Source organism: Parendozoicomonas callyspongiae (genome assembly GCF_023502345.1).
Classification (GTDB): Bacteria; Pseudomonadota; Gammaproteobacteria; order Pseudomonadales; family Endozoicomonadaceae; genus Sansalvadorimonas; species Sansalvadorimonas callyspongiae.
Genome location: NZ_JAMFLX010000005.1, coordinates 1 through 24,247, shown reverse-complemented (window position 1 = coordinate 24,247; position 24,247 = coordinate 1). Strand labels below are relative to the sequence as shown.

20 protein-coding genes are annotated in these 24,247 nt (G+C 48.7%); 14 read left to right on the top strand and 6 right to left on the bottom strand.

All coding sequences use genetic code 11. The features are described from left to right. Nucleotides 1-6: 6 nt before the first annotated feature. From fdxA to M3P05_RS04965, 6 genes are all read right to left on the bottom strand, one after another. A complete protein-coding gene (gene fdxA / locus M3P05_RS04990; protein WP_249698276.1) occupies nucleotides 7-330 on the bottom strand; it encodes a ferredoxin FdxA in 324 nt (107 codons plus the stop codon). A 187-nt stretch (nucleotides 331-517) separates the two neighbouring features. Next, nucleotides 518-3,106, bottom strand: coding sequence for a DNA mismatch repair protein MutS (mutS, locus tag M3P05_RS04985; protein WP_249698461.1), 2,589 nt, complete (start codon nucleotides 3,104-3,106; stop codon nucleotides 518-520). A 103-nt stretch (nucleotides 3,107-3,209) separates the two neighbouring features. After that, nucleotides 3,210-3,545, bottom strand: a complete 336-nt coding sequence (locus tag M3P05_RS04980) for a hypothetical protein (protein ID WP_249698275.1) — start codon at nucleotides 3,543-3,545, stop codon at nucleotides 3,210-3,212. Nucleotides 3,546-3,802: 257 nt separating this feature from the next. Beyond that, a complete protein-coding gene (locus M3P05_RS04975; protein ID WP_249698274.1) occupies nucleotides 3,803-4,255 on the bottom strand; it encodes a host attachment protein in 453 nt (150 codons plus the stop codon). Nucleotides 4,256-4,413: 158 nt separating this feature from the next. Next, on the bottom strand, nucleotides 4,414-4,899 hold the full coding sequence (locus M3P05_RS04970) for a MaoC family dehydratase (protein ID WP_249698272.1): 486 nt from the start codon (nucleotides 4,897-4,899) through the stop codon (nucleotides 4,414-4,416). A gap of 25 nt (nucleotides 4,900-4,924) precedes the next feature. Then, complete coding sequence (locus tag M3P05_RS04965; protein ID WP_249698271.1) at nucleotides 4,925-5,878, bottom strand: alpha/beta fold hydrolase; 954 nt, start codon at nucleotides 5,876-5,878, stop codon at nucleotides 4,925-4,927. 257 nt (nucleotides 5,879-6,135) lie between these two features. Between M3P05_RS04965 and M3P05_RS04960 the strand changes: the two genes are divergently transcribed. The 14 genes from M3P05_RS04960 to M3P05_RS04900 all read left to right on the top strand — a co-directional run bounded on the left by M3P05_RS04960 (nucleotide 6,136) and on the right by M3P05_RS04900 (nucleotide 24,164). Beyond that, nucleotides 6,136-7,836 carry an AMP-binding protein gene (locus M3P05_RS04960; protein ID WP_249698270.1) on the top strand — a complete coding sequence of 567 codons (1,701 nt, stop codon included), beginning with the start codon at nucleotides 6,136-6,138 and terminating at the stop codon, nucleotides 7,834-7,836. A 258-nt stretch (nucleotides 7,837-8,094) separates the two neighbouring features. Further along, nucleotides 8,095-8,562, top strand: coding sequence for an AMP-binding protein (locus tag M3P05_RS04955; protein ID WP_408635864.1), 468 nt, complete (start codon nucleotides 8,095-8,097; stop codon nucleotides 8,560-8,562). Between the two features lie 41 nt (nucleotides 8,563-8,603). Then, nucleotides 8,604-8,786: an AMP-binding protein gene (locus M3P05_RS21065; RefSeq protein ID WP_332841999.1), complete on the top strand. Its 183-nt coding sequence runs from the start codon at nucleotides 8,604-8,606 to the stop codon at nucleotides 8,784-8,786. Between the two features lie 50 nt (nucleotides 8,787-8,836). Continuing rightward, the gene (locus tag M3P05_RS20885) at nucleotides 8,837-9,289 is read left to right on the top strand and encodes an acyl-CoA synthetase family protein (protein ID WP_332841998.1); all 453 of its coding nucleotides are present in this window, start codon (nucleotides 8,837-8,839) and stop codon (nucleotides 9,287-9,289) included. A gap of 58 nt (nucleotides 9,290-9,347) precedes the next feature. Then, entirely contained in the window at nucleotides 9,348-13,256 is a 3,909-nt protein-coding gene (gene hrpA / locus M3P05_RS04945) for an ATP-dependent RNA helicase HrpA (RefSeq protein ID WP_249698269.1), read from the top strand. A 188-nt stretch (nucleotides 13,257-13,444) separates the two neighbouring features. Further along, nucleotides 13,445-14,563, top strand: coding sequence for a beta-ketoacyl-ACP synthase III (locus M3P05_RS04940; RefSeq protein WP_249698268.1), 1,119 nt, complete (start codon nucleotides 13,445-13,447; stop codon nucleotides 14,561-14,563). Between the two features lie 104 nt (nucleotides 14,564-14,667). Then, complete coding sequence (locus tag M3P05_RS04935; RefSeq protein ID WP_249698267.1) at nucleotides 14,668-16,779, top strand: autotransporter family protein; 2,112 nt, start codon at nucleotides 14,668-14,670, stop codon at nucleotides 16,777-16,779. Between the two features lie 73 nt (nucleotides 16,780-16,852). Beyond that, nucleotides 16,853-17,368 carry a hypothetical protein gene (locus tag M3P05_RS04930; RefSeq protein ID WP_249698266.1) on the top strand — a complete coding sequence of 172 codons (516 nt, stop codon included), beginning with the start codon at nucleotides 16,853-16,855 and terminating at the stop codon, nucleotides 17,366-17,368. 306 nt (nucleotides 17,369-17,674) lie between these two features. Continuing rightward, nucleotides 17,675-19,132 carry a sigma-54 dependent transcriptional regulator gene (locus M3P05_RS04925; RefSeq protein ID WP_249698265.1) on the top strand — a complete coding sequence of 486 codons (1,458 nt, stop codon included), beginning with the start codon at nucleotides 17,675-17,677 and terminating at the stop codon, nucleotides 19,130-19,132. Beyond that, complete coding sequence (fliO, locus tag M3P05_RS04920; protein ID WP_249698264.1) at nucleotides 19,101-19,544, top strand: flagellar biosynthetic protein FliO; 444 nt, start codon at nucleotides 19,101-19,103, stop codon at nucleotides 19,542-19,544. Before M3P05_RS04925 ends, fliO begins: the two co-directional genes overlap by 32 nt. A gap of 440 nt (nucleotides 19,545-19,984) precedes the next feature. After that, nucleotides 19,985-20,797: a P-loop NTPase gene (locus tag M3P05_RS04915; protein ID WP_249698263.1), complete on the top strand. Its 813-nt coding sequence runs from the start codon at nucleotides 19,985-19,987 to the stop codon at nucleotides 20,795-20,797. Between the two features lie 2 nt (nucleotides 20,798-20,799). Beyond that, nucleotides 20,800-21,540 (top strand): RNA polymerase sigma factor FliA, encoded by a 741-nt coding sequence (locus M3P05_RS04910; protein ID WP_249698262.1) that lies wholly within the window; start codon nucleotides 20,800-20,802, stop codon nucleotides 21,538-21,540. 17 nt (nucleotides 21,541-21,557) lie between these two features. Continuing rightward, complete coding sequence (locus M3P05_RS04905; RefSeq protein ID WP_249698260.1) at nucleotides 21,558-22,064, top strand: rhodanese-like domain-containing protein; 507 nt, start codon at nucleotides 21,558-21,560, stop codon at nucleotides 22,062-22,064. A 156-nt stretch (nucleotides 22,065-22,220) separates the two neighbouring features. After that, nucleotides 22,221-24,164 carry an AarF/UbiB family protein gene (locus M3P05_RS04900; protein ID WP_249698259.1) on the top strand — a complete coding sequence of 648 codons (1,944 nt, stop codon included), beginning with the start codon at nucleotides 22,221-22,223 and terminating at the stop codon, nucleotides 24,162-24,164. Nucleotides 24,165-24,247 lie beyond the last annotated feature (83 nt).

Below are 24,247 nucleotides of genomic sequence, written 5' to 3'. Positions count from 1 at the left end.
CGGTTGCTAGCGTTCCAGCAGCTCCAACTTACCGGGCTTGCCATCCCACTCTTCAGCGTCAGGCAGAGCATCTTTCTTCTCAGTGATGTTCGGCCAGATATCCGCCAGATCGGCATTCAGCTCGATAAACTCCTGCTGATCCTCTGGTACTTCATCCTCAGAGAAAATGGCATTGGCCGGACACTCTGGCTCGCAGAGGGCGCAGTCAATACATTCATCAGGATGGATAACAAGAAAGTTGGGACCCTCGTAGAAACAGTCAACAGGGCAAACCTCAACGCAGTCCGTGTACTTGCATTTGATGCAGTTGTCACCCACTACGAAAGCCATGGCAGATACTCCATCTTCAATTCATCATCAGGCATCGAAATATATTTCTTTATTGTGGAGCCACTTCTGTCATCACCAAAGGTAATGACAGAAGTGGCTCCCGCTCAAGGCTGTTTGAGCTGTCCCCGGGCAGCCGGGCTAGTCTATCAGCTTGCCCAAAAGGGAACAAATCGCTCATTGATCGACCTTATACCATTTCTTTAAGTTCATATAACAGCTCCAAAGCCTGACGTGGGGTAAGGTTGTCAGGGTCAACATCTTCCAGACGGTCGGCAGCTGGGTGACTCGGTCTTGAGAACATATCAACCTGCGGGCTGACAAAGTTAACTGGTTTCCGTTTGGCACGCTCTTCAGAAGAGTTGTTACTTTCACCTGCTTCCAGTTGTTCCAGGCGTCCTTTTGCCAAATGAATAACATCTCTGGGTACGCCAGCCAGCTGGGCAACCTGTAGGCCATAACTCTGGCTGGCTGGTCCTTCCTGAACCGCATGCAGGAAGACGATGGAATCCCCGTGCTCAGTAGCATTCAGATGAACGTTGGCAACGCCCGTGGTTTCTTCTGGCAGCTGGGTCAGTTCGAAATAGTGGGTTGCAAACAGGGTAAAGGCTTTGATCTTGTCGGCCAGATGGCGGGCACAGGCCCAGGCCAGGGAGAGGCCGTCAAAGGTGCTGGTGCCGCGGCCCACTTCATCCATCAAAACCAGACTTCTTTGAGTGGCATTGTGGAGAATGCTGGCTGTTTCGGTCATTTCCACCATGAAGGTCGAGCGGCCACCGGCCAGGTCGTCCGATGAGCCGATACGGGTAAAGATGCGGTCGACCATGCCAATACGGGCACTGGTTGCGGGCACGTAACTGCCAATATGGGCCAGCAGAACGATAAGAGCAGCTTGACGCATATAGGTCGATTTACCACCCATATTAGGGCCGGTAATAACCAGCATGCGACGATCGTTGTTCATCTCCAGGCTGTTGGCGACAAAGGGCTCATCCAGCACCTGTTCGACCACGGGGTGACGACCTTCATCAATATGTATACCTGTTTTATCGGTCAGTTCCGGGCGGCAGAGGTTCAGGGTCTGACTGCGCTCGGTCAGGCTGGTAAGAACATCCAGTTCGGCGATGGCAGAAGCCGAATCCTGCAGACGGCCGAGATTTTCATTCAGCTTTTCCAGAAGCTCCTCATACAGAGCTTTCTCGCGGGACAGGGCGCGGCTCTTGCTGGACAGGGCCTTGTCTTCAAACTCTTTTAACTCCGGCGTGATAAAGCGCTCGGTGTTCTTCAGTGTCTGGCGGCGGATATAGTCAACCGGGGCTTCATCAGACTCCCGCCGACTCAGTTCAATGTAGTAGCCATGCACACGGTTAAAGCCAACCTTCAAAGTGCTGAGGCCGGTGCGCTCTTTCTCCCGTTGCTCCAGTTCCAGCAGGTAGCCACCAGCGTTTTCGCTCAAGGAGCGCAGCTCATCCAGCTCACTGTCATAGCCCGCCGCAATCACACCGCCATCACGAATCACGACTGGAGGGTTTTCGATAACGGCATTCTGCAGAAGATTGACTTCTTCAGGAAAAACACTGATGCGTTCAGACAGCTCACCCAGTAACTGCCCTGCGGTTGTTGTCAGCAGACTCTGCACTTCCGGCAGGCAGGAGAGGGCATCGCGCAGACGTGCCAGGTCTCTAGGGCGGGCTGAGCGCAGGGCAACACGAGCCAGGATTCGTTCAATATCACCAATGCCTTTCAGAACCGGATTCAGGCTTTCATAGGTGTACTGTTCAAGAAGTTCACTGATAGCATTCTGGCGCTGTTCCAGTCTTTCCCTGTTGCGCAGTGGGCGGTTCAGCCAGCGGCTCATCAGTCGGCTGCCCATGGCTGTGGATGTCGTATCCATCACCGACAGCAAAGTATTATCCTTACCGCCGTTCAGGTTGATATCCAGCTCAAGGTTGCTGCGGCTGGCAGCATCCATAATCACGGTGTCTTCACGCAGCTCAACAGACAGTGAGCGAAGATGAGGAAGTTCTGTACGCTGGGTATCGCGCACGTACTGGAGCAGGCAGCCAGAGGCCTCCAGGGCAACGGACATATCCTCGCAGCCAAAACCGGCTAGATCCTTGGTGGCAAACTGGCGGGTTAGTAGATCTTTGGCGCTATCCAGGTCAAAGCACCAGGGAGGCTGGCGGTTTACACCCGAACGTTTGGCGACGCTGTCTGGATAGTTGCGATCTTCACTGAGCAGAAGTTCCCGTGGACCCAAACGCTGGATTTCACTCAAAAAGGCTTCCTCACCACTGACTTCCATAACCCGGAAGCGGCCACTGGTAATATCCAGCCAGGACAGACCGTATTGCTGCTCATGGCTATGGATGGCCATCAACCAGTTGTCAGAACGCTCCTCCAGCAGGGCTTCATCACTGACAGTGCCTGGTGTCAGGATGCGCATAACTTTGCGCTCAACAGGCCCCTTGCTGGTTGCTGGGTCACCAACCTGTTCGCAGATGGCCACTGATTCACCCATACGCACCAGCCGTGACAGATATCCTTCTGCGGCATGATAAGGGATACCGGCCATGGGAATTGGCTCGCCGCCAGACTGGCCCCGGGCAGTCAGGGTAATATCGAGAAGGCTGGCAGCTTTACGGGCATCGTCGTAGAACAGTTCGTAGAAATCCCCCATGCGGTAGAACACCAGCTGATGGCGGTGCTCCTGCTTGATGCGAAGGTATTGCTGCATCATTGGGGTGTGTTTTTTGGTACTCGAAGTGTCCTTGGTCATGACAGCCCGGTTGTTTCCGTTCAAACAAAACTGCTGATTTTATGTGATATTGATCATCGTGAAAATGGAAAAGATATCAGTTTCGTTTAATTGAGAACGCCCCCTAGGCAGTCTGGGACTGGATCTCCTTATCAATCAACTCAAGGAATGTCTCCAGAACAAGATTGCCGGGTGTGCTTTTGCTAGTGATATCGGTAAATGGGGTTGTGTGGTTAAAGTGGGCAGGGCAGAGAGCCCTCATTTTATGCTCCTTTATCCATCGGGAAGCATAGTGTTCGGGAAGGAAACCAAGATATTTTCCCGTCAGAATCAGGAATGCTATGCCTTCCCTGTCAGTTGCGCTGGCTCCTGCCCTTAGGTCTTGATAAATAGTTTTGATCTCGGGGGGCTGGGCATAGACCGGCATAACGATATCCTGATTTTGAACCAAGGATACCATCTGATCATTGTCCGTTTCTGAGAATAAGGGGTGATTATGAGCCAGTACAAATAGGACTGTTCTTCGTATAAATGACGATCAACCAGCCCGGTAAGTCCCTTGGTTTTCCTGTGGATTAATCTGGATCGCTGAGGCCACGACATGCATTGATTCATTTCTGCTGGTCAGGAATTTCAATAGCAGGCAGTTGTCGCAATGCTGTTAAGTTTTCTTTTCGCATAATCTAAACCGGGCGTTTGACTACACCCGGAAAATCTTTATTTGCTTAGGGTCAGGGGGTTCAGGTGCTGCATGATCAATCCACTGTCTGCATGCACCATATCCTTTGGCACCTTATGACTGAGGGGAACTGATTTTTTTAGTTTGGGTAGAAGTTCGCCCAGGAACTTTGGGGGAGCACAGATCTGCAAAGACTCAAAACTGTGCTGGTCGTAAGCGTTATTTATCGCTTCTGCGATTTGCTGGGTAAAACGAGTGTTTTCCTGATTTTTGGGGGAGCGGTCGGTCGTTCCAAGCCCGCGGTTGGCCATCGAGGTCATATTGTTGATTGTCGTGCCATGCCCCGTCCCGTCAGTGATAAAATCCTGATTATGCCATCGACCTTCTTCGTGCTGTATTCGGTCGAGAAGTCTGAGCTGTTTCTGGTGTGGTTGAAAGTGATACATGCTGGCCTGGCTGTTATCGGCCACGAGTACCCAGATCGGTTGCATTGAGACATCCTCCTGAGAGTGCCAGATAAAACTAGTTCAAAGCAGCGAACCGCGCTTGCTGTTAATGAAAAAAGGGTGGGAGAGTAAATGAATGGATGGATGGATGGATGGATGGTAAGAGCTGCGGAGCTGTTGCCAGCCCCGAAGTATGAAGATGGTTAGTCGTCCAGGCCTTCGATGCGAATGGCGGGCATCTGTGGTGCATTTAAGATCACCTCACCCTTGCTGGGAAGAATGGTCGCAGTGCCTTTAACCACATAAACACCATCCTGGTTGACAACATTGGTGGACATCAGTGCTCTGCCGCCACGTTCCTTAATCTCGATCACTTCCAGTTCCACGGTCAGAGTGTCGCCCAGTTTTACCGGCTTAAGGAACTTCAGTTCCTGTCCACGATAAATTCCGCCAGGTCCAGGCAGTTTCATGGCCAGGGCGGCGGAAATCAGGGAACCTGTCCACATTCCGTGGGCAATACGCTCGCCAAACATAGATGTGCTGGCGTACTCCTTGTCCAGATGAACAGGGTTGTGATCACCAGAGACTTCTGCAAAAAGTACGAGATCACGTTCAGTCAGAGTGCGCTGGTAAGTTGCCTTGTCACCGACTTTCAAAACTTCAAAAGGCACGTTTGCCAGAGTGGTCACGGATATATCCTCACTAAAACTGCTATCAACCGTGGTTTTCTGCTTCGGTTGAACGAAAATTCTGTACCTGTTGATCCAGCCATTGAAGCAGCTTAATGACCACTTCCTGGCGATTGGTTTCATTAAGCATCTCGTGACGGCCTTCCGGCCAAATTTCGAGGGTAATACTGTCTGAACCGGCTTTGCTCAATGAGTTGGCCAGTTGCTTCAGCCCTTTACCCTGTTGGCCTACGGGATCTTTCGAACCACCGAAAATATAGAAGGGTAGCCGGTTATCAATGTTCTTCAGCGCTTTAATGGAGGTTATTGATAACAATCCATTGAACAGATCAAGCCACATGACATTGGTGCATAAAAAGCCACACAAGGGATCTTCAATGTACTTGTTCACTTCGGCTGAATCTCGGGAAAGCCAGTCAAACGGGGTGCGAACAGGTTTGAACGCGTTGTTATACGAGCCGAATGAAAGTGTGTCAATCAGTTTACTGTGACCGTTTGTCCCCTGCCTGGCGTTTTCAAGAATCGCGACCAGCTTTCCCAGCTTCAGTAACAATCTGGGAGCAAAATTCGAGCCGGAGAGAATAGTACCTGATACTGGTTCTGGGCGATTCAACAACCAGGCTTGGGCAAGAAAGCTGCCCATGCTGTGCCCCATCAAGATAACTGGTATATCAGGATATAGATCAGTCACAAAACTGTGCACCAAAGAGATATCTCCAAGTACCTTCTGCCAGCCATTACTCTCTGCAAACCACCCAAGCTGCTGTTGGGGAATATGTGGTCCGTGTCCTCTGTGGTTTGGGGCGACAACGGAATACCCTGCCTTATTCAGAGTTTCTGCAAAAGAACGGTATCGTGCGGCATGTTCTGTCATCCCGTGCAGCAGGAGAATAACCGCTTTTGAATCAGGCTGTTGCCAGTGGTAGCCGGTTATCTGGTGGCCGTCGTTTGCTTGTAAGTGAAGTTCATGGGCAGACATGAGGTGATTCCCGCAAGCTGGTGGCTTTTATTTTCTTCGATAATGTTCTAGATACTGCCAAATTACGCGCTAAAACGCAGCAAAACTGGATATAAACCCTATAAAACTGTTACTATTCGCCTCTTCGTTTTTTCCGCTGGGCACTATCTCCGCCCAAGCTTTAAGTTTCCCCGTCTCTGATTTTTTCACCAGGGACTGATGCCCGGAATTCATCCCGGGCTGATGAATACAGGCACAGGTATGTCAGGAGTCAGATCATGAACAGGAACTTTTGGGCCGACAAATATCCCGAAGGTGTCCCGGCAGAGATCACCAGCGAATCATACACTTCAATTCTTGATGTTCTTGATGAAGCTTGCCGGGAGTTTCACGACAAGCCTGCCTTCAGTAATTTAGGTTGCACTTTAACCTATGGTGAGATTGGCAAGCTGAGTGACCAGTTTGCTGCCTGGCTGCAGAATGCGACTGACCTGCAGCCCGGTGACCGCATTGCTGTTCAGCTTCCTAACCTTCTGCAGTTTCCCATCGTCACTTTTGGTGCCCTAAAAGCTGGTTTGATCGTTGTAAACACCAATCCACTTTACACCGAGTGTGAAATGGAGCACCAGTTCAAGGACTCAGGCGCGAAAGCGCTGGTGGTACTGGCTAATATGGCTCATCTGGCAGAGGCTGTTCTGCCAAAGACATCTATCAAGCATGTGATCGTGACCGAAGTGGGCGATATGCTGAATCCCATCAAGCGATTTATCGTTAATGGTGTGGTTAAGCATGTTCAAAAAATGGTGCCCGCTTTTAATCTGCCAACAGCTGTTCCATTTAATGAAGTGATGTCCAAGGGAGCACGCTGGAAGGTTGAGCGCCATCAGGCAGATAAGAATGATACCGCCGTTCTCCAATATACTGGTGGAACCACCGGCATCGCCAAAGGTGCAGAGCTGACTCATGGCAATATTATCTCCAATATGGAGCAGATATACGCCATGGTGCAGAAAGATATTGCTACTGGTGGCGAACTGATCGTAGCGCCTTTGCCTCTGTATCATATCTATTCGTTTACTGTGCACTGCATGGTTGCCCTGAAAACGGGTATGCATAACCTGCTGATTACCAATCCGCGGGATTTGAAGTCCTTTGTTAAGGATCTGAAAAAGTATCCTTACACCATGATGGTTGGCCTGAATACCCTCTTTAATGGCCTTATGAATAACCCGGATTTTCAGCATCTGGACTTCCGACGTCTGAAAATGACTTTGTCTGGCGGTATGGCTCTGCAGATGAATACTGCCCGACGTTGGAAGGATATGACCGGCTGTGACATTAACGAAGGTTATGGCATGACGGAGGCATCTCCTGTGGTGACTCTGAATCCTCTGATCGATAATCGTTTGGGTACTATTGGTATTCCACTGTCCTCTACTCAGCTGAAAATTATCAATGATGAGTGGGATGAGCTGCCTCTGGGTGAAGCTGGGGAACTCTGCATCAAAGGTCCGCAGGTCATGAAGGGGTACTGGCAGCGGCCTGAAGAAACTGCTAAAACACTTAGTAACGATGGCTGGCTGAGTACCGGTGATATTGCCACGATTGACGAGAGTGGTTACGTCCGTATTGTGGATCGCAAGAAAGATATGATCAGCGTGTCCGGTTTTAATGTTTACCCCAATGAGCTTGAGGATGTACTGGCCCGTCATCCGGATGTGGTGCAGTGTGCTGCTATTGGTGTGCCATGTTCCAAGACCGGAGAGCGTATCAAGATTTTTGTTGTTGCCGATAATGCGACACTGACCCCGGATGATATTCGCAGTCATTTCCGTCAGTATGTGACCGGTTACAAGGTACCCAAAATCATAGAGTTCCGTGATGAACTGCCGGTGAGCAATATCGGTAAAATCTTGCGACGTCAGCTGCGAGATGAAGAGCTGGCAAAACTGAATGAAGAACCTGCCCTGACAAAATAATTCTCCGGCATTTATCCTGACCTCGGCTAATCTTGCTTATCCGGAGTCAGGCTTCCATTTCCTTATGCAAATAAAACCTACAACAAGCTGATACATATTCGAACTGGATGTCACCCGGAAGACTGATAGTCCGCTCCTCATTATTGTGAGAGATATTACCATTCCTCCCGGTTTCAGTTGTCCTTATCTGCTGCCGGTTTATGAGTAGCTCCCCCCGAAGATACGGGTTCACATGGTGATTTTTCTGACCTCTATGGCATGCCATATAAGTCGGTTCTGGGTGTTCTCAAGTGGTCCAGTAAAAGGTTTGCAAGTTACCCTGCCTTTTCCAACCTTGGGCACACGATAACCTTCGGGGAACTTGATGAGCTGAGCTCGCACTTTGCCGGCTGGATCAAAAAAGAAACTAACCTCAGTCCTGGTGACAGGATTGCCATACAGCTTCCCAATGTGATGCAGTTTCCAGTGACGACCTTTGGTGCCCTGAAAGCCGGTTTGATCGTGGTGAATACCAATCCGCTCTATACCGAGGCTGAAATGGAACACCAGTTTCAGGATTCCGGGGCCCAGGCGCTTGTTGTTCTGGCCAATGCCCGACAGGGCATGATGATGGTTGGGCGGGATATTGTTGAAGGAAAGAGTTGCTGGTGGCCCCCCTTGCCTCTGTACCACATCTACTCTTTTACCGTCCTTGTTGGTTTGAATACATATTTAATGGGCTGCTGAATAATCCTGAGTTTCGCAGGCTCGATTTTACCCATCTGAAAATGACCATGTCAGGCGGTATGGCCCTGCAGATGGAAACCGCCAGACAGTGGGAAGATGTCACTGGCGGCACCATTTATGAAGCCTATGGACTGACAAAGGCCTCACCTGCCGTAACACTGAGCACAATAACCCATAACCACCTTGGAGCTGTTGGCAAGCTATTACCTGCAACAAAAATTTAGATCTTTGAAGATAACGGCACTGAAGTTAAGCCAGGGGAACCGGGTGAATTGTGGGTAAAAGGTCCGCAGGTAATGAAGGCTACTGGAATCGCCCGGATGAAACCGAAAATACACTGACCAAAGAGGGTTGGCTGAGAACTAGTGATATTGCCATTATGCAGGACGATGGCTACCGCCGAATTGTTGACCGGAAAAAAGACACCATTATTGTTTCCGGATTTAAAGTGTATCCCAGTGAACTTGAAGATATACTTGTGCGCCAACTGGATATTGAACAATGTGCCGCCATTGGCATTCCATGCCGTGAAACCGGCGATATTCGCAAGCACTTCCGGGAATATGCGGTGGGTTATACAGTACCCAAGGTTGTTGTTTTCCGGGATTCACTTCCTCTATCCAATGTCGGCAAGGTTCTGCGCCGGGTGCTGCGTAATGATGAACTGGCCCGTCTGGCCATGAAGTCAGAACTTGTCGGACCAAATAATACCGATGATGCTGCCTAGTCTGAATGCATTGATTGTTTTGTTTCAGGCAGGTTGAGAGAGAAATTACTGCGCTGAAATGACAGAACAGGAAAGTCGTAAAGACCGGGCAGCGATTGCTGCTGATATCAAGGACAGTCTTACTAAAGATCGTTATTGGCTACAGCGTCAGTGGCGCAACTGGCGTCGGCTGTCGGGTAAGGAGCGTGGGCGTTTTCACCATCGCCTTGAGCGCTCCTGTGCCCAGGTGGAACTTCGTAGAGACCAGCAGGTTAAGCTGAACTGGCAGGACAGTCTGCCAGTTGTCCAGAAAAAAGATGATATTGCTCGCCTGATTGCCGAAAACCAGGTGGTTATTGTTGCCGGTGAAACCGGTTCAGGTAAAACCACCCAGCTTCCCAAAATATGCCTGGAACTGGGGCAGGGCATTCATGGCCAGATTGGTCATACCCAGCCACGCCGTCTGGCAGCACGCTCTGTTGCCAACCGTATTGCTGAAGAACTGGAAACGGAACTGGGTGGCCAGGTTGGTTACCAGGTGCGTTTTACCGATCAGGTCAGTGAGCAGACCCGGGTCAAATTGATGACCGACGGTATTCTGCTGGCAGAAATCCAGAACGACCGTTTTCTCAATAACTATGACACGTTGATTATTGATGAGGCCCATGAACGCAGCCTCAATATTGATTTTCTGCTGGGTTATCTCAAAGTCATTCTGCCCAAACGCCCTGATCTCAAGCTGATCATTACCTCGGCAACAATTGATGTAGAACGTTTCTCCAAACATTTTGATAATGCGCCGGTGATTGAGGTTTCCGGGCGTACTTATCCGGTTGAGGTTTTATATCGCTCATTGGCTGATCTCGATGTTGAGGCCAAGGATGCCGATGAACGGCAGATGCATGGTATTTACCAGGCCCTGCAGGAAATTGAAGACCTTGAACGGGGAGGTATCGGGCACCGACTGGGTGATGTGCTGATCTTTCTTCCCGGTGAGCGGGATATCAGGGAAACAGCCAAGTTTCTTCGGGATAGAAAGCTTCGGGATACAGAAATACTGCCGCTCTATGCCCGCCTTTCCAATGCCGAACAGAACCGGATTTTCAAACCGCACTCTGGCCGGCGGGTGATTCTCTCGACCAACGTTGCTGAAACTTCCCTGACGGTTCCGGGTATTCATTATGTCATTGACCCGGGCACGGCCCGGATCAGTCGTTACAGTATACGCGGCAAGGTGCAGCGCCTGCCGGTTGAAGCTGTTTCACAGGCATCAGCCAATCAGCGTAAGGGGCGCTGTGGTCGTGTGGCAGAGGGTGTCTGTATCCGTCTTTATGATGAAGCTGACTTCTACAGCCGCCCAGAATTTACCGATGCAGAAATCCTGCGGACCAATCTGGCGGCCGTTATTCTGCAGATGTTGAAAATGGGGCTGGGTGATGTCACTCGCTTCCCGTTTGTGGATCGTCCTGACAATAAAGCGATTAACGATGGTTACCGGTTACTGCAGGAGTTGGGTGCTGTTAGCAATGATAACCGGTTGACTCGAACTGGGCGCCAGTTGTCTCAGCTGCCAATAGATCCGCGTCTTGGCCGTATGTTGCTGGCATCCCACGATACCAATGCCCTTGAAGAGCTACTGATTATTGCCAGCGCCCTCAGTGTTCAGGATCCACGCGAACGGCCTGCAGAGAAAAAACAGGCATCGGATCAGAAACATCGTGAGTTTTACGATGATGATTCTGATTTCCTGACCTTTGTAAATCTGTGGAGCTGGTATGAACAACAGCGTCAGGAATTGTCTTCCAGTCAACTGCGAAAGTTGTGCAAAAACCAGTTTCTGAGTTTTATGCGAATGCGGGAATGGAAGGATATGCACCGTCAGCTGACGCTGGTATGCAAAGATCTTAAGCTGCGCCATAACAGCGAAGTGGCTTCCTATGCGGATGTGCATAAGGCTCTTCTGACAGGCTTGCTCAGCCATCTTGGTAATAAAACCGAAGAAGCTGACTATCTTGGAGCCCGTAATCGCAAATTCTGGGTGTTCCCCGGTTCCGGCCTGTTTAAACGCAAGCCGAAATGGGTGATGGCAGCAGAGCTGGTGGAAACATCCAAACTCTATGCCCGGGTCGTTGCCAAAATCGAACCGTCCTGGATTGAGCCTCTCGCAGGACATTTGATCAAGCGCAACTGGTTTGAGCCGCACTGGGAGAAGAAACAGGCCAGAGCTGTGGCCTATGAGCAGGCCACGCTATACGGGCTGGTGATTTATTCCCGTCGCAAGGTTCATTACGGAACCATTGATCCGGTGGTTTCCCGGGAACTGTTGCTGCGTGAAGGGCTGGTTGCCGGTCAGTACACCAGTAATGCTCCTTTCTTCAAACACAACCAGAAGCTGATTGAAGAAGTTGAGGAACTGGAAGCCAAGTCACGTCGGCAGGATATTCTGGCTGATCCTGAAACACTGTTTGCCTTTTATAGCGAACGAGTTCCGGCAGATATTGTCAATGGAGCCGGTTTTGAAACCTGGCGTAAAAAGGCTGAACGGGGAGATTCCCAGTGTCTGTATCTGACCCGTGAATACCTGATGCAGCATGATGCTGCCCATGTGACAGCTGTGCAGTATCCGGATCGCCTGAAGTGGGAAGGTATGGAGTTGCCTCTAACCTATCATTTTGCTCCAGGAGAAGACGATGATGGGGTGACTGTCTCGGTGCCGGTTTCCCTGATACAGAAACTGTCACGCAAACGCCTGGAATGGCTGGTGCCGGGCATGCTGGAAGGGAAGGTTATTGCCTTGATTCGTTCGCTTCCCAAACAGATTCGTAAGAATTTTGTTCCGGTTCCGGATTTTGCCAAGGCAGCTATGGAAGGGCTGAATGCCTGCGGTGAGTCTCTGACCGAGATGCTGGGTGTGAAACTTTTCCGTATGACGGGGACCCGAATTCCTGAAGATGCCTGGAAGCCGGAAACCCTGGATCAGCATTTCCAGATGAATATTCGCGTTTTGGATGACGATGGTCGTGTTCTTGGACAGGGGCGGGATATGGTCAGGCTGCGTGAGAAGTTTGCCGGTAAGGCCCAGGCCAGTTTGCGGGATATAACCGATCGTGGTCTGGAGCAATCAGGCATTACCAGCTGGACGATCGGAGAGTTGCCGCAAGAGATCAGTCAGACCCGAGGCGGACTTCTGTTTAAATCCTATCCTGCACTGGTGGATGAGAAGAGCTCTGTTGCCCTTCGTCTGTTCGACAGCCCTGAACTTGCCAGGGACGAGATGATCTGGGGGCTGGCTCGCCTGATTCGCCTTTCTATGCCCGAGCAGGTTCGCTTTATGCTCAAGCAGATGAAAAATCTGAATCGAATTACAGTGCTGGCGGTGAATGCGGTTCCCAAAACTGCACTTCTGGAAGATATTGAACTGTTTGTGATTCGTCAGGTATTTCTGGCCAATGAGGCTGAGTGGCCACGTAATGAAACAGACTTCCGTACTCTGGTGGCACGCTACAAGAGTGAGCTGGTTGCCTTTGCTGAGTCACTGGACAAACTTCTTCTGGATATCTTTACCCGCCATACAGCCATTCAAAAGCGCCTGAAAGGAAAAATCTCTTTTCAGGTGGCCCTGTCAATGTCGGATATTCAGGCGCAGTTAAAGAACCTTCTGTATAAAGGCTTCCTGCGTCAGACCCCTCTGGAGTGGCTGGAGCAGTTTCCCCGTTATCTGCAGGCTGTCGAGCTGCGGCTGGATAAACTGGGTGCCAACTACAATCGGGATCGGGTCTATGTCGATGAACTTCAGCATCTCCATGATGCCTGGAATGCTCGCCGTGAAGCCTTAGCCAAGGTTCATATTATTGATAAGACCCTTTGGCAGTATCGCTGGATGCTGGAAGAGTACCGGGTGTCTTTGTTTGCCCAGACATTGAAGACCCGTATACCTGTTTCAGACAAGCGCTTGCGAAAAGTCTGGGAAGAAATCGCTATTCCATAATACTCCCCCTCGTAGTGGCATAAGAGTTGGCCGGTTGTGCCAGTTCTTTTGTCCAATTCTTACAGATTTTTTTTGGATCGTTTTCTGCTGTTTTCACTGTTCATCTCCTGCTATACCATTTGTTGCAATAATAAAAGCTGGTACTCTTCTTCATGCCAGCGAAATCAGAATAACAGTGGGGGTCATAAGTGGCTGAAGTCGTTATCACTGGAACCGGGCTTTATACACCGCCTTATTCAATTACCAATGATGAGCTGGTTGACTCATTTAATCAGTGGGTGACTGCTGAAAACCATCACAATCAAAATGCTATAGATAATGGAACTGTTGAGCCTTTGCAGGAGAGCAGCAGTGCTTTTATTGAAAAAGCTTCCGGTATTCGCAGCCGCTATGTGATGGATCGTGAGGGTATTCTGGATCCTGAGCGAATGAAACCAAGAATTCCCGAACGCAGTAATGATGAGCCATCCATCCAGTGCGATATGGCTTTGGCTGCCGCAGATCAGGCGCTGAAGGAGGCTGGTATCGCTGGGAGCGATCTGGATGGTGTGATTGTGGCCTGCTCTAACCTGCAGCGTCCCTATCCGGCAATGGCTGTCGAGATTCAGCATTATCTGGGGGCTTCTGGCTTGGCATTTGATATGAACGTGGCCTGCTCTTCGGCGACATTTGGTTTGAAAATAGCGAGTGATTTGATAAGGGCTGGAGGTGCACGGCGGATCTTGACGGTAAATCCAGAGATTTGCACAGCTCATTTAAATTTTCGTGATCGTGACAGCCACTTTATTTTTGGTGATGCCTGTACTGCATCAGTACTGGAATCCACAGAGTTGGCAGGAAAGGAGGGGTGGGCAGTATTGGGAACCCATCTCTGGACCCAGTATTCCAATAATATCCGCAATAATTTTGGTTTTCTCAATAATGCTGCTGAAGAAGGAATTGGTGCAGTTGACAAACTGTTTATTCAGAATGGGCGAAAGGTTTTCAAGGAAGTCTGCCCTCAGGTGGCCAAGCATATAACCGGGCATCTGCAGGCTTTATCGATGGAGGTGGCCGAAATTGACCGGTTATGGTTGCATCAGGCCAATCTTTCCATGAATCAGCTGGTTGCCCGCAGAGTTCTTGGTCGGGAGCCCTGCCCTGAAGAAGCCCCCGTCATTCTCGATGAATATGCAAATACCAGTTCAGCGGGATCGGTGATCGCTTTTCATAAAACCAAGCCCAATCTTCCCACAGGAACAAAGGGTGTTTTATGTTCATTTGGAGCGGGGTACTCAATTGGCAGTGTTGTTGTTGAGAGGCTGTGAGCACTGAGAAATCGTCGCTTCTAAAAATGAGTTCTTGTTTTTTGCATGTTATGTCAATGTAACTACATTGAAAAATATGTGTTTATGTAAACAGGAATAAGACCATGCCAAGGAATGGCTTTCGGAAAGCGACTCTTGCTGTAGCAATAACTGCAATTAGTTTTGGAGCAGCCAGCTCAGCATCGGCTGCGGCATTAGTTGTCACAGGGAGTCAGACTTATGTTAGGGATGTAACTGGTACGTCAGGACCTGAGCCGGTTTTTTCTCTGGAAAAATCAGGGTCTTTCTTTTCTTCTTCCTGTCATAATTCAAGTCATTCATGTACTTTCACCAACTCTGCAAACATCAACCTGGGTGGTGCCCTATCTGTTTTCAGGCTTGGTAGTGGTGCTTATTACAAAATTGATAATAATGGCGTGTTAAACGCTGATGGAGGCGTCCTTATATCAGCGGATTCCACCGCCGGAAAACGATTGCATGTTACAAACAGAGGCACGATCACAGCGGCTACGGCCATTAATTACAATGTAGTGGGTGGAGCATTGACCCTTGGTCTTGAGGACGGTTCCATGTCTGGGACAATTAATCTTTATGATGACTCTGCACGGGACTACATATTTCTAACCGGCGGTAGTTATAGTGGTACAGTGAATAATATTGATATTGTGCGGGCATTGAAAAACGCCAGTAGTATTTCAGGTGAATTAGAGTTTGCATCAGCAGGAACGATTACTAGACAGCTAGAGGTTCTTTCTGGAGCAAGTTTGTTTACGGATGATTTGGAAGTCAGAGATGCTCCTTTAAATTTGAGGGAAAATGCAGAGCTGAGGGTCGGCGTAAGTAACTCATCAACAGGCCCAATTATTACAATGCACACACATAATGCTAATCTTTCCAATGGTAAAGTGGTTATTGTGCCTGACAGGAGTTTCACAACAGCAACTGTCAGTGTAATTAGCAAAGTTGATGCAAATACTGTTACGGCAGCCTCGAATATTGTTGTTGCTTCCGAGCTTTATGATCTCGGTACCCCATCAGCCAGTAATGGAGGCACTCTCTCCGTTACCGTGACAAGAAATAGCTCCCTGCCAGAAGATATCATTCGTAACGGCGGCGGAAGTGAGAATGCATCCAAGGCCTACAAATCAGCGACACTATCCCCTAATACAACCTTGTACAAAGCTGTTGCTTCAAAAGTTGGACTGGCAAATACCGTTGAATTCGCCGAAGAGCTGGCACCAACCACTAATGGTGGAGCCATAGCGCTGGCTCAGGATGCCCAGGATCTTTCTCATCAGAATATTGCTAAAAGACTGAATACCATCTCCCCAGGATCAGGCATGAATGCTGGTTCCCTGCTTGATGGAAAGACTCTCTGGGTGCAGGGTCTTTATGGTGAAGGTGAACAGGATGACCGCAAACGCTCAGATGACACTACCTTGAGGGGTTATACCAGTCGTATTTCCGGTTTCACCATGGGTATGGATATGGAACTGGGGCATGACTTAATGGCTGGGGCGGCTATCTCTGTTGGCCAGGCCTCTGTCAACAAGAACGAAGTGAGAGATAATACGGAGATGGATACCTATATGGCCACACTCTATGGTCGCTGGTATGTCGATCCTGAAAGTGATACCAATCTTGACGTCTTCCTGAGTTATGGCCTGCACAAAAACAGCAGAGAGCGTTTCTTTGATGTTGAAAATGCTGTTTTGAATGAAGCCACGTCTGACTTTGATTCCAAGCAATACGGAATCAAGGCTGTTCTAAGCCAGACCGTGATGTTTCATGAGTGGGCCGTGACTCCTCTTGTTGGTCTCCACTATGGTCGCTTTGATATCGATGCCTACAAGGAAAAGGGCTCTGCGGCTGCACTGGAAATGGGTAAACAGCGCTACGAAATTATTGAAGCAGGTCTGGGCGTTGGAGTCAGCAGAAGCTTCCAGTACAACGAGACAGAGGTTATTCCTGAAGTGAAGGTGTCAGGCTGGCATGACTTCTCTGGAGAAGGTGTTGAAGTACAGTCCCGCTTTGTTTCTGGAGGAGATACTTTCGTAGCTAAGGGTATTGATCCTGAGAAAACCACCTGGACGGCTTCTGCTGGTGTGACCTTTGTCGAAGATGAGCGTTTTGAAATGACGACTGGTTATGAGCGTAACTGGCGTAAAGGTTTCCATTCAGACAATGTTTATGTACGGGCAGAATACAAGTTCTGATTGAATAACCTCAATAAAAAGCGGCCATGGCCGCTTTTTATTTCAATGTATCTTTCGTTCGGGTTGCTTAGGGATGAGTAGAAGAAAAATACTGACAGGTTTACTGATTGTTTTGGTGCTGGCAGTTGCTATTCCTTTCCTGCTTGTTCTGGCTGATGAAGAAGGCTGGGGGTGGTCTGATGACTCTGATTCAACAGGGTATGAAACCTGGGATGATCCTGAGAATTATCTGGATGAAGATGAGGATTATGAAAACAGCGGGTATCAGGAGTATGAAGAGGAAGAAGAGTCGTTAAGCCCTGAAGATGAGCCGGGACTGCCAGAAGAATACCAGTATGATCAAATGGATGGAGAGGGAGCAGAGCAGCCTCAGAGGAGTTATGGTCGAAATTCAAAAGACCGCCCCGGGCAGCAACGCAATGAATCACTGGATTCCGGCTGGCAGCCCATCGAGTCAGATATTAATAATGGAACAGACGAGTTTGTGCCGGAAAATGATGGAGGCCTTGAAGAAAATGAAGAAGAATATGATTTGTATGATGAGTATGGAGCCGATGCAGAATATGAGGGTGAAGATGAGCTTTATTGACTCAGCACAGGGTGTCATTCATAAGTGAATTATCGAAGTGAAATTATGAGATGTCTTTCCTGGTGACAGGGGCACGTTATACATGCAATCTGTACTGCTTAACCGCCATTGATATGGCGTTTTTTTTGTCTGAAATCATTCTGTTAGGGAATTATTACAACATTTCTGGTCATGGTTTGACGAACCAAAAGCTACCGCCTTAACTGGTAATAAACGCGTCTAAACGACGTTTCAGCTTTATTCACGTCTCTATCGTGCTGCTGTTTGTCCCGACAGAGTCATTGCAAGACATGGATGATTAGCAACATGGGTGATTCAAGCCGGATACTCGTCATCGAAGATGACCAGCAGCAGAGGCACAAGCTCCGTACAATTCTTGAATTCCTGGGTCATGATATCGTGCTCTCCGGAGCCGGTGGCTGGGAAACACGTATCACTGTGGCTCCAGAGGACTGCCTGGCAGTTATTGTTGGCCGCTCACCACGCACTCTCGATATCTTAAAACAGCTCAACCGGCACTGTCCGGCTTTGCCAATCCTTATCAATGGATCTTTCAGCCGGGTAGGCCTTCAAGGTAGCCTGCGTCGGCAGGTGGTTGGGGAGCTGGAACATCCGCTGACATACAGCCAGATTGTTGATGCCCTGCATATGGTGCAGGTGTACAGGATTCACTGCCGTCAGGGACAGGTTCTGGCCGGCCATCACGATGCTCAGCTGTTTCGGAACCTGGTTGGTAACAGTCGCAGTATTCGCCATGTTCGTGTGCTGATGGCCCAGGTGATGGACAAAGATGTCAATGTCCTGATTACCGGTGAATCCGGCACGGGCAAGGAAGTTGTAGCTTGTAATCTCCACGAGCACTCCTCCAGAAAAGAGAAGCCATTTGTACCGGTTAACTGTGGTGCTATTCCTCCGGATTTGCTTGAAAGTGAATTGTTCGGCCACGAAAAAGGGGCGTTTACCGGCGCGATTGCAGCGCGTAAAGGCCGTTTCGAACTCGCTGAAGGTGGAACACTGTTTCTGGATGAGATCGGTGATATGCCTCTCACTATGCAAGTGAAGCTTCTTAGAGTGCTGCAGGAAAAGAAATTTGAGCGGGTGGGTGGTACGGCATCAATTGATGCAGATGTCAGGATTATTGCGGCAACACACTGCAATCTGGAAGAGATGGTAGCGGAAGGAAAATTCCGGGAAGATCTTTACTACCGCTTGAATGTGTTCCCAATCGAAATGTCAGCCCTTAGAAATCGGGTTGAAGATGTTCCCCTGATCTTGAATGATCTGATTAATCGAATGGAGCGCGAGCAGCGTGGTTCTGTACGCTTCAGTTCTGCCGCTATTCTTTCTCTTTGTCGCTATGAGTGGCCGGGAAATGTCAGGGAGCTGGCCAATCTTGTCGAGCGCCTGGCGATCATGTACCCAATGGGAGTGATTGGTCTTGATGAGTTGCCTGGGCGGTTCCGCAAGGCATCAACAGAGAACTCTCAGGAATCGGGGGTTGCCGAAATGTTCCCGACAACTATTCAACCTCCCGGTATTGGCGGACTAGATGAACTGGCGGTATTGCCGGTTAATGGTCTGAACCTGAAAGAGTTTTTGTCAGACCTTGAGCGTAAGCTGATCAGGCAGGCACTGGATGATTGCAGTAATGTTGTGGCACGCGCTGCAGACAAACTGCAGGTGCGACGTACTACTCTGGTAGAAAAAATGAGGAAGTATGGCCTGAATCGCTATGAACAGACAGATAACTCTCCTTCTTCTTAAGACTTTTCTATTAGCGGGTTCATCACTGGTTTTCGGTGGTGAACCTGTCTCTATCAATACGATAATTCCAAGTACTGATAGTGAGACCCAAAATCAGGGGCCTGACTTCTGGGAGCTGATGCAGTCTATTGCTATTTTCGTATTAGTTATCTGTCTGCTGTTTTTCTGCTCCTGGATGCTTAAGCGCTGGCAGCCAGGCCTTGCTCCTGGTACTGCTGGCATGAAAGTGATCTCTGCATTGCCTTTAGGAGGAAGAGATCGCGTTGTCGTTGTACAGGCTGGTGAACGGCAACTTCTGCTGGGAGTCTCTCCGGGTAAAATCGTATTGCTTGGAGATTATGAGCAGTTACTTCCCCAGAATGAGCCAGATAGTCGTTCAATCAAAAAGTTCAAAGATTTGCTGAAACCCTGAATTACCCCCTCTTTTTAAAGCCTCTTCTTATTACTTGCTGAAACGCTGTCTTGGATAGCGTTTCAGCTGTATTTCTTTAGCTCTTTCTTATTGCACTTATACACGACATCTCTTCTGAATTAAGCAAAATATTTTCTTATAAACGACAGGTAACTGACGAAGAAGTACGCCGTGATTTTTTAATCACGGCAGTTAACTGGCGTTGCTGTTTTGACATGTCAAAATCCAATCGAGAAAACCGGTTCTGATCTGTATTCTCTAGGAATGAACTCTTCAGTAGTCGTTTAATTTATTCTTTTAAAACATTGATTTAGGAGTTTTGTGGCTTATTTCTCTCTATGATTCACAAGTTGGCACAGTCACTGCAATAGATAGATTGTTCGCGCCAAGGATGGCGCACAACCCTATCTATTTGGAGTGAATCATAAAGGACTATGGACGTGAAACCTGCAAGAGTTATTGCCCTTGCCAGTGGCAAGGGTGGTGTTGGGAAAAGCTTTCTGACACTGAATCTCGCCGAAGCACTGGCACGTATGGGACGACGAGTTGTTATTCTCGATGCCGACTTTGGTCTCGCTAATATTGAGTTATTAACCGGACAGCAACCAGAAAAGACTATTTCTGATGTTTTGGCCGGGAAATGCACTGTTTCAGAAACCCTGATTACCGGGGCTGAAGGGGTACAGTTAATTCCCGGTGGCCGTGGTAAGCCAGAAGATGCTGAACTCTGCCATGGACGTATGTCAGGGCTGATTCATGCTATAGACCAGCTGGCAGGGGAAATTGATTACCTCCTTATTGATACATCTGGAGGGTTGTCACCTACCGACCTTCAGCTGGCACAGGCTGCAGGTGAAGTTATGGTTGTGCTGACACCTGATCCGGTTGCTCAGGCTGATGCTGCTGACTACATACGTTCCCTTCGTAATTTCTGTGGTATTCAGCAGTTCGGCATTGTTACCAATATGATCAAGCGGCAGAGGGAAGGACATGCCCTGATGGAAGCTTTGCAGGAGAAACTGGGTTTCGACCAGGATCTGGTTCTTCGTCATTGTGGGCAGGTGCCGTTTGATCAGGATATCGCCAAATCCAGTGTTAACTATCAGACCATTATGCAGTCAAGACCGGACTCCAGGGCAGCACGGTCCCTGCAGCTTCTGGCAGAAACACTTGATCGTCGTCGCCTGAGCAGGGCTGTTCCGGGTGGTATGACGTTCTTTCTTGAACAGACTGTTTGTGCAGGAGGAATCTGAGAATGGAAGCTCTGGTACAAAACTCCAATGACAACAGTAAACGTAAGCAGCTGAGCCTTGCCGAGCGTACGGAAACAGTTACCAAGCATGCACCGCTGGTGAAAAGAATAGCCCGCCACCTGTCTGCCAGAATGCCAGCCAGTGTTCAGGTTGATGATCTGGTTCAGGCAGGAATGGTCGGTTTGCTGGAAGCAGCAGGAAAGTATGATGCCTCCAAAGGTGCCAGTTTTGAGACCTTTGCCGGTATTCGCATACGTGGAGCCATGCTTGATGAGATCCGCCGTGGTGACTGGGGGCCTCGTTCAGTTTATCGCAACTCCAGACGGGTCAGTGAAGCCATTCAGCATGTTGAAGCCCGGCTTGGTAGGGATGCCAGGGATGCTGAGGTGGCGGCAGAGCTGCAGGTCTCCCTCGATGAGTACTTTAATATGGTTAAGGATCTCAGGGGTTGCCGCCTGTTCAGTTTCGAGGATATGTTCGACAGTGAGGAATCCCGGTTACAGCGTCCAGGTGATGGAAATACGCCGGATGCAGACCTCCAGGATGAAAAATTCCGACAGGCGCTGCTGAATGCGATAAAAACCTTGCCTGAAAGGGAACAACTGGTTTTAACTCTCTATTATGAAAAGGAGTTAAACCTGAAAGAGATTGGCAAACTTCTGGGAGTCAGTGAATCCAGAGTGAGCCAGATTCACAGTCAGGCGGCTCTGCGCTTACGCGGCAGGCTGCAGAACTGGAAGTGATTCTCTTCAGGGTTTAGATGGATCCAGAATCCCAAGACAAGGATGTCATTATGATGCGGCTTCTGATGTTTACTCTGTTTTTTTTGGGTGTGGCTTCCCGGCCTCTGGCAGGTGAAGCCCCGGCTTCTGTTGATGGGGCCATCACTATTGACACCCTCAAAGCACGAGAGCTTTTTGAACAGGGAACAACCTTTATTGATGTTCGAAACCGGAATAAGTGGCGCTGGGGGCGGGTCAAAGGCGCTCATCATTTTGATCTGCGGTCAACGTTCAGCCTTCTCCGGTATGAGGGCTTTGTGGAGCGGGATGATCCGGTCGTGATCTATGGCAATGGTCCACACTCGATGCGGGCAGCCATGGCTACTTATATGGCCTCTGCATGGGGCTATAAAAATATCTATTATTACCGTGACGGCTATTTCTCCTGGCTGGCGGCAGATTTTCCAGCCGATCTTGGCAAGCCATCAAGTAATCTGGAAGCAGCAATTTTTGGCCGCCATTCTGAGTGCAGCAGCCAATGCTGACCGCGATAAAGTTATTGTAAATACACTATTTTATTTCAATGGTGTCCGGTCGGGCACCTTTTTGGTTATCCCTGCTAACACCTCTGTTGAAACAAATTTTACAGTGCAGGCTCTATATCCCCGCTTGTTATTAAATCCATAAATGGGGAAAGAAAAATGGCTGCCAATGTAAGTCAATCACCTGTACAGCCGGTTCCAGCAACCAGTACAGATCAAACAACTACACCTAATGCTTCAACAGGAACTCCAGAAGCAGGAAAAATGGGGTCAAGGCAGACAAGACGTCAAGAAATCCGCCAGCTTAGAAGGCGTCATCAACATAATCCAGCGGGTTATGCTCTCACTTTGGATCAATGGAAAAACCTTCGGGCGCAGCGACAGGCTTCAGTCCAGACTTCTACTGCTAATCAGATTCCGCAGCCTGGAAGCTCTGCCTCTACGCCAGCTTCGTCAACACCGACATCTCAGGGACCAACTACAGGTACAACTGGCCCTGAACCAATGGAAACAGGTGGTACAGGTGCGAATGGATCTGAGCCAATGGGCGTAGATCCAACACCAGAACAGCTTGCAGCAAAGGAAAGAGAGTATGCTGAATTCAGACAGAAAACACTGAAAGGTATCCAGACACTGGATGCTGCCAAGGTTATCGAGAATTCCAGTAATGTTGTAGCTTGTGCAACTAAGCATTGGATTAATACTCACAGGGGATTATGGAAGGCCGGTTCAGTAGCTGTTCAAGTTGCTTATAAGAGATCACGTAATCAGGAAATTTCACCAGAACTATTTGCAAAGGCTGCAGAAAAACTTGGAGCGATTGGTATAAAATTTGTCCAATGTGTGTACATGTTGGGAGCACTGCCAACAGAATATGAGGAAGCTGTTGAGCATCTCCTTCATGATTGTCCTGCTGAAAAAACTGAGGTTATGAATAAAAGGTTTGATGAAGTTCTAAAGTCTCACAGGGATGAGTTTGTCATTGACCCTCAGCCAATTGGAACGGGCAGTGTGGCTCAAGTACATAAAGCAGTTCGCAAAGGGAAGAACGGAGAACCGGATCAAAATGTTGTTATTAAAATTGTGAAGAGTAGTACTCGAGCGGAGTTCGCAGAAATCAGAGCGTTTATCACTATGTATTTCGAGCTGTTGGGTCTGCTTATGATTCCTGAAGAACTTAAAAAGGTTATAGGTGACAAGGTTGACTGGTTTCTGGAAGCTTATGAGAAAGAGTGTGACCTGGACTATGAAAAGTTCTACATGGAAACCTTTGAAGAAGCGAACAAGATGCTTGGTTTGGCCGATCGAGCCAGAGTACCCGGTATCCATAAAGATGTCTCGACCAAGGACGTGCTGGTTATGGATTACATTGATGGTGGGAACATGCTTCAGATCAAGGAGAATGATCCAAAGCGTGCACTGAAACTCTATCTGACAGCTGCTAACTCATGGTTAAAAACCGCTTCGAAAACTGGTTTTATCCATACAGATGTCCAGTTCGGAAACTTCATGGGCAGTAATGATAATCCTGATGCTGTGACCTTTATAGACTGGGGCCGTGCCACGATTGTACCGACACACATACTCGGTATGGTTGCAGGTCAGCAGCAGCTTGTTAACCCTGATGAGATGGAATTTATCGCGGATGATAATGGGTTACTGATTCTGGAAAACACCGTTCGTAACGTAATCCGAATTGCAGGCGCGCTTGCATCAGATCAGAAAACACAGCAGAAGTTGTCCAAGGAAGCTATTGAAGATGTTATCAAGCAGGTGATGGAAGAGCAGAAGAGTGAATTAGAACAGTTTAATAATCTTGAGGAGTTCACTGTACCGCAAGCTAGGCAGTTAATAAATTGCTTTATGAAATGTGCAGGCAGGGCTCTGCTCCTTATGGAAACGAAGCATGGTGCAGAGGTATCTGGTGTGCTTCTAATGCTGGTGCAAAATGTGGCCATGATGGCACAAGGTATATATTCACTTTCAAAAGTTGAAGGTATTACCAGAGAGGATATTATGATGGCAGCTGACCAGTGTGTTGATGCGGATCTTTTTGAAGTATTCGTGAACTTTTCCAGAGGGCTTCAAGACATGGAACAGTAATTCCATTGTGCACATAATTGATTGATGTTTAACAATGAACAACCCGGCCATACAGAGTATGGCCGGGTTGTTCATTGTTAAAG

What these genes read in the sequence shown, in the direction of transcription:
- fdxA (WP_249698276.1), bottom strand. Translation starts at nt 330, where the DNA reads ATGGCTTTCGTAGTGGGTGACAACTGCATCAAATGCAAGTACACGGAC.
- mutS (WP_249698461.1), bottom strand. Translation starts at nt 3,106, where the DNA reads ATGACCAAGGACACTTCGAGTACCAAAAAACACACCCCAATGATGCAG.
- M3P05_RS04980 (WP_249698275.1), bottom strand. Translation starts at nt 3,545, where the DNA reads ATGGTATCCTTGGTTCAAAATCAGGATATCGTTATGCCGGTCTATGCC.
- M3P05_RS04975 (WP_249698274.1), bottom strand. Translation starts at nt 4,255, where the DNA reads ATGCAACCGATCTGGGTACTCGTGGCCGATAACAGCCAGGCCAGCATG.
- M3P05_RS04965 (WP_249698271.1), bottom strand. Translation starts at nt 5,878, where the DNA reads ATGTCTGCCCATGAACTTCACTTACAAGCAAACGACGGCCACCAGATA.
- M3P05_RS04960 (WP_249698270.1), top strand. Translation starts at nt 6,136, where the DNA reads ATGAACAGGAACTTTTGGGCCGACAAATATCCCGAAGGTGTCCCGGCA.
- M3P05_RS04955 (WP_408635864.1), top strand. Translation starts at nt 8,095, where the DNA reads ATGCCATATAAGTCGGTTCTGGGTGTTCTCAAGTGGTCCAGTAAAAGG.
- M3P05_RS21065 (WP_332841999.1), top strand. Translation starts at nt 8,604, where the DNA reads ATGACCATGTCAGGCGGTATGGCCCTGCAGATGGAAACCGCCAGACAG.
- hrpA (WP_249698269.1), top strand. Translation starts at nt 9,348, where the DNA reads ATGACAGAACAGGAAAGTCGTAAAGACCGGGCAGCGATTGCTGCTGAT.
- M3P05_RS04935 (WP_249698267.1), top strand. Translation starts at nt 14,668, where the DNA reads ATGCCAAGGAATGGCTTTCGGAAAGCGACTCTTGCTGTAGCAATAACT.
- M3P05_RS04930 (WP_249698266.1), top strand. Translation starts at nt 16,853, where the DNA reads ATGAGTAGAAGAAAAATACTGACAGGTTTACTGATTGTTTTGGTGCTG.
- M3P05_RS04925 (WP_249698265.1), top strand. Translation starts at nt 17,675, where the DNA reads ATGGGTGATTCAAGCCGGATACTCGTCATCGAAGATGACCAGCAGCAG.
- fliO (WP_249698264.1), top strand. Translation starts at nt 19,101, where the DNA reads ATGAACAGACAGATAACTCTCCTTCTTCTTAAGACTTTTCTATTAGCG.
- M3P05_RS04910 (WP_249698262.1), top strand. Translation starts at nt 20,800, where the DNA reads ATGGAAGCTCTGGTACAAAACTCCAATGACAACAGTAAACGTAAGCAG.
- M3P05_RS04905 (WP_249698260.1), top strand. Translation starts at nt 21,558, where the DNA reads ATGGATCCAGAATCCCAAGACAAGGATGTCATTATGATGCGGCTTCTG.
- M3P05_RS04900 (WP_249698259.1), top strand. Translation starts at nt 22,221, where the DNA reads ATGGCTGCCAATGTAAGTCAATCACCTGTACAGCCGGTTCCAGCAACC.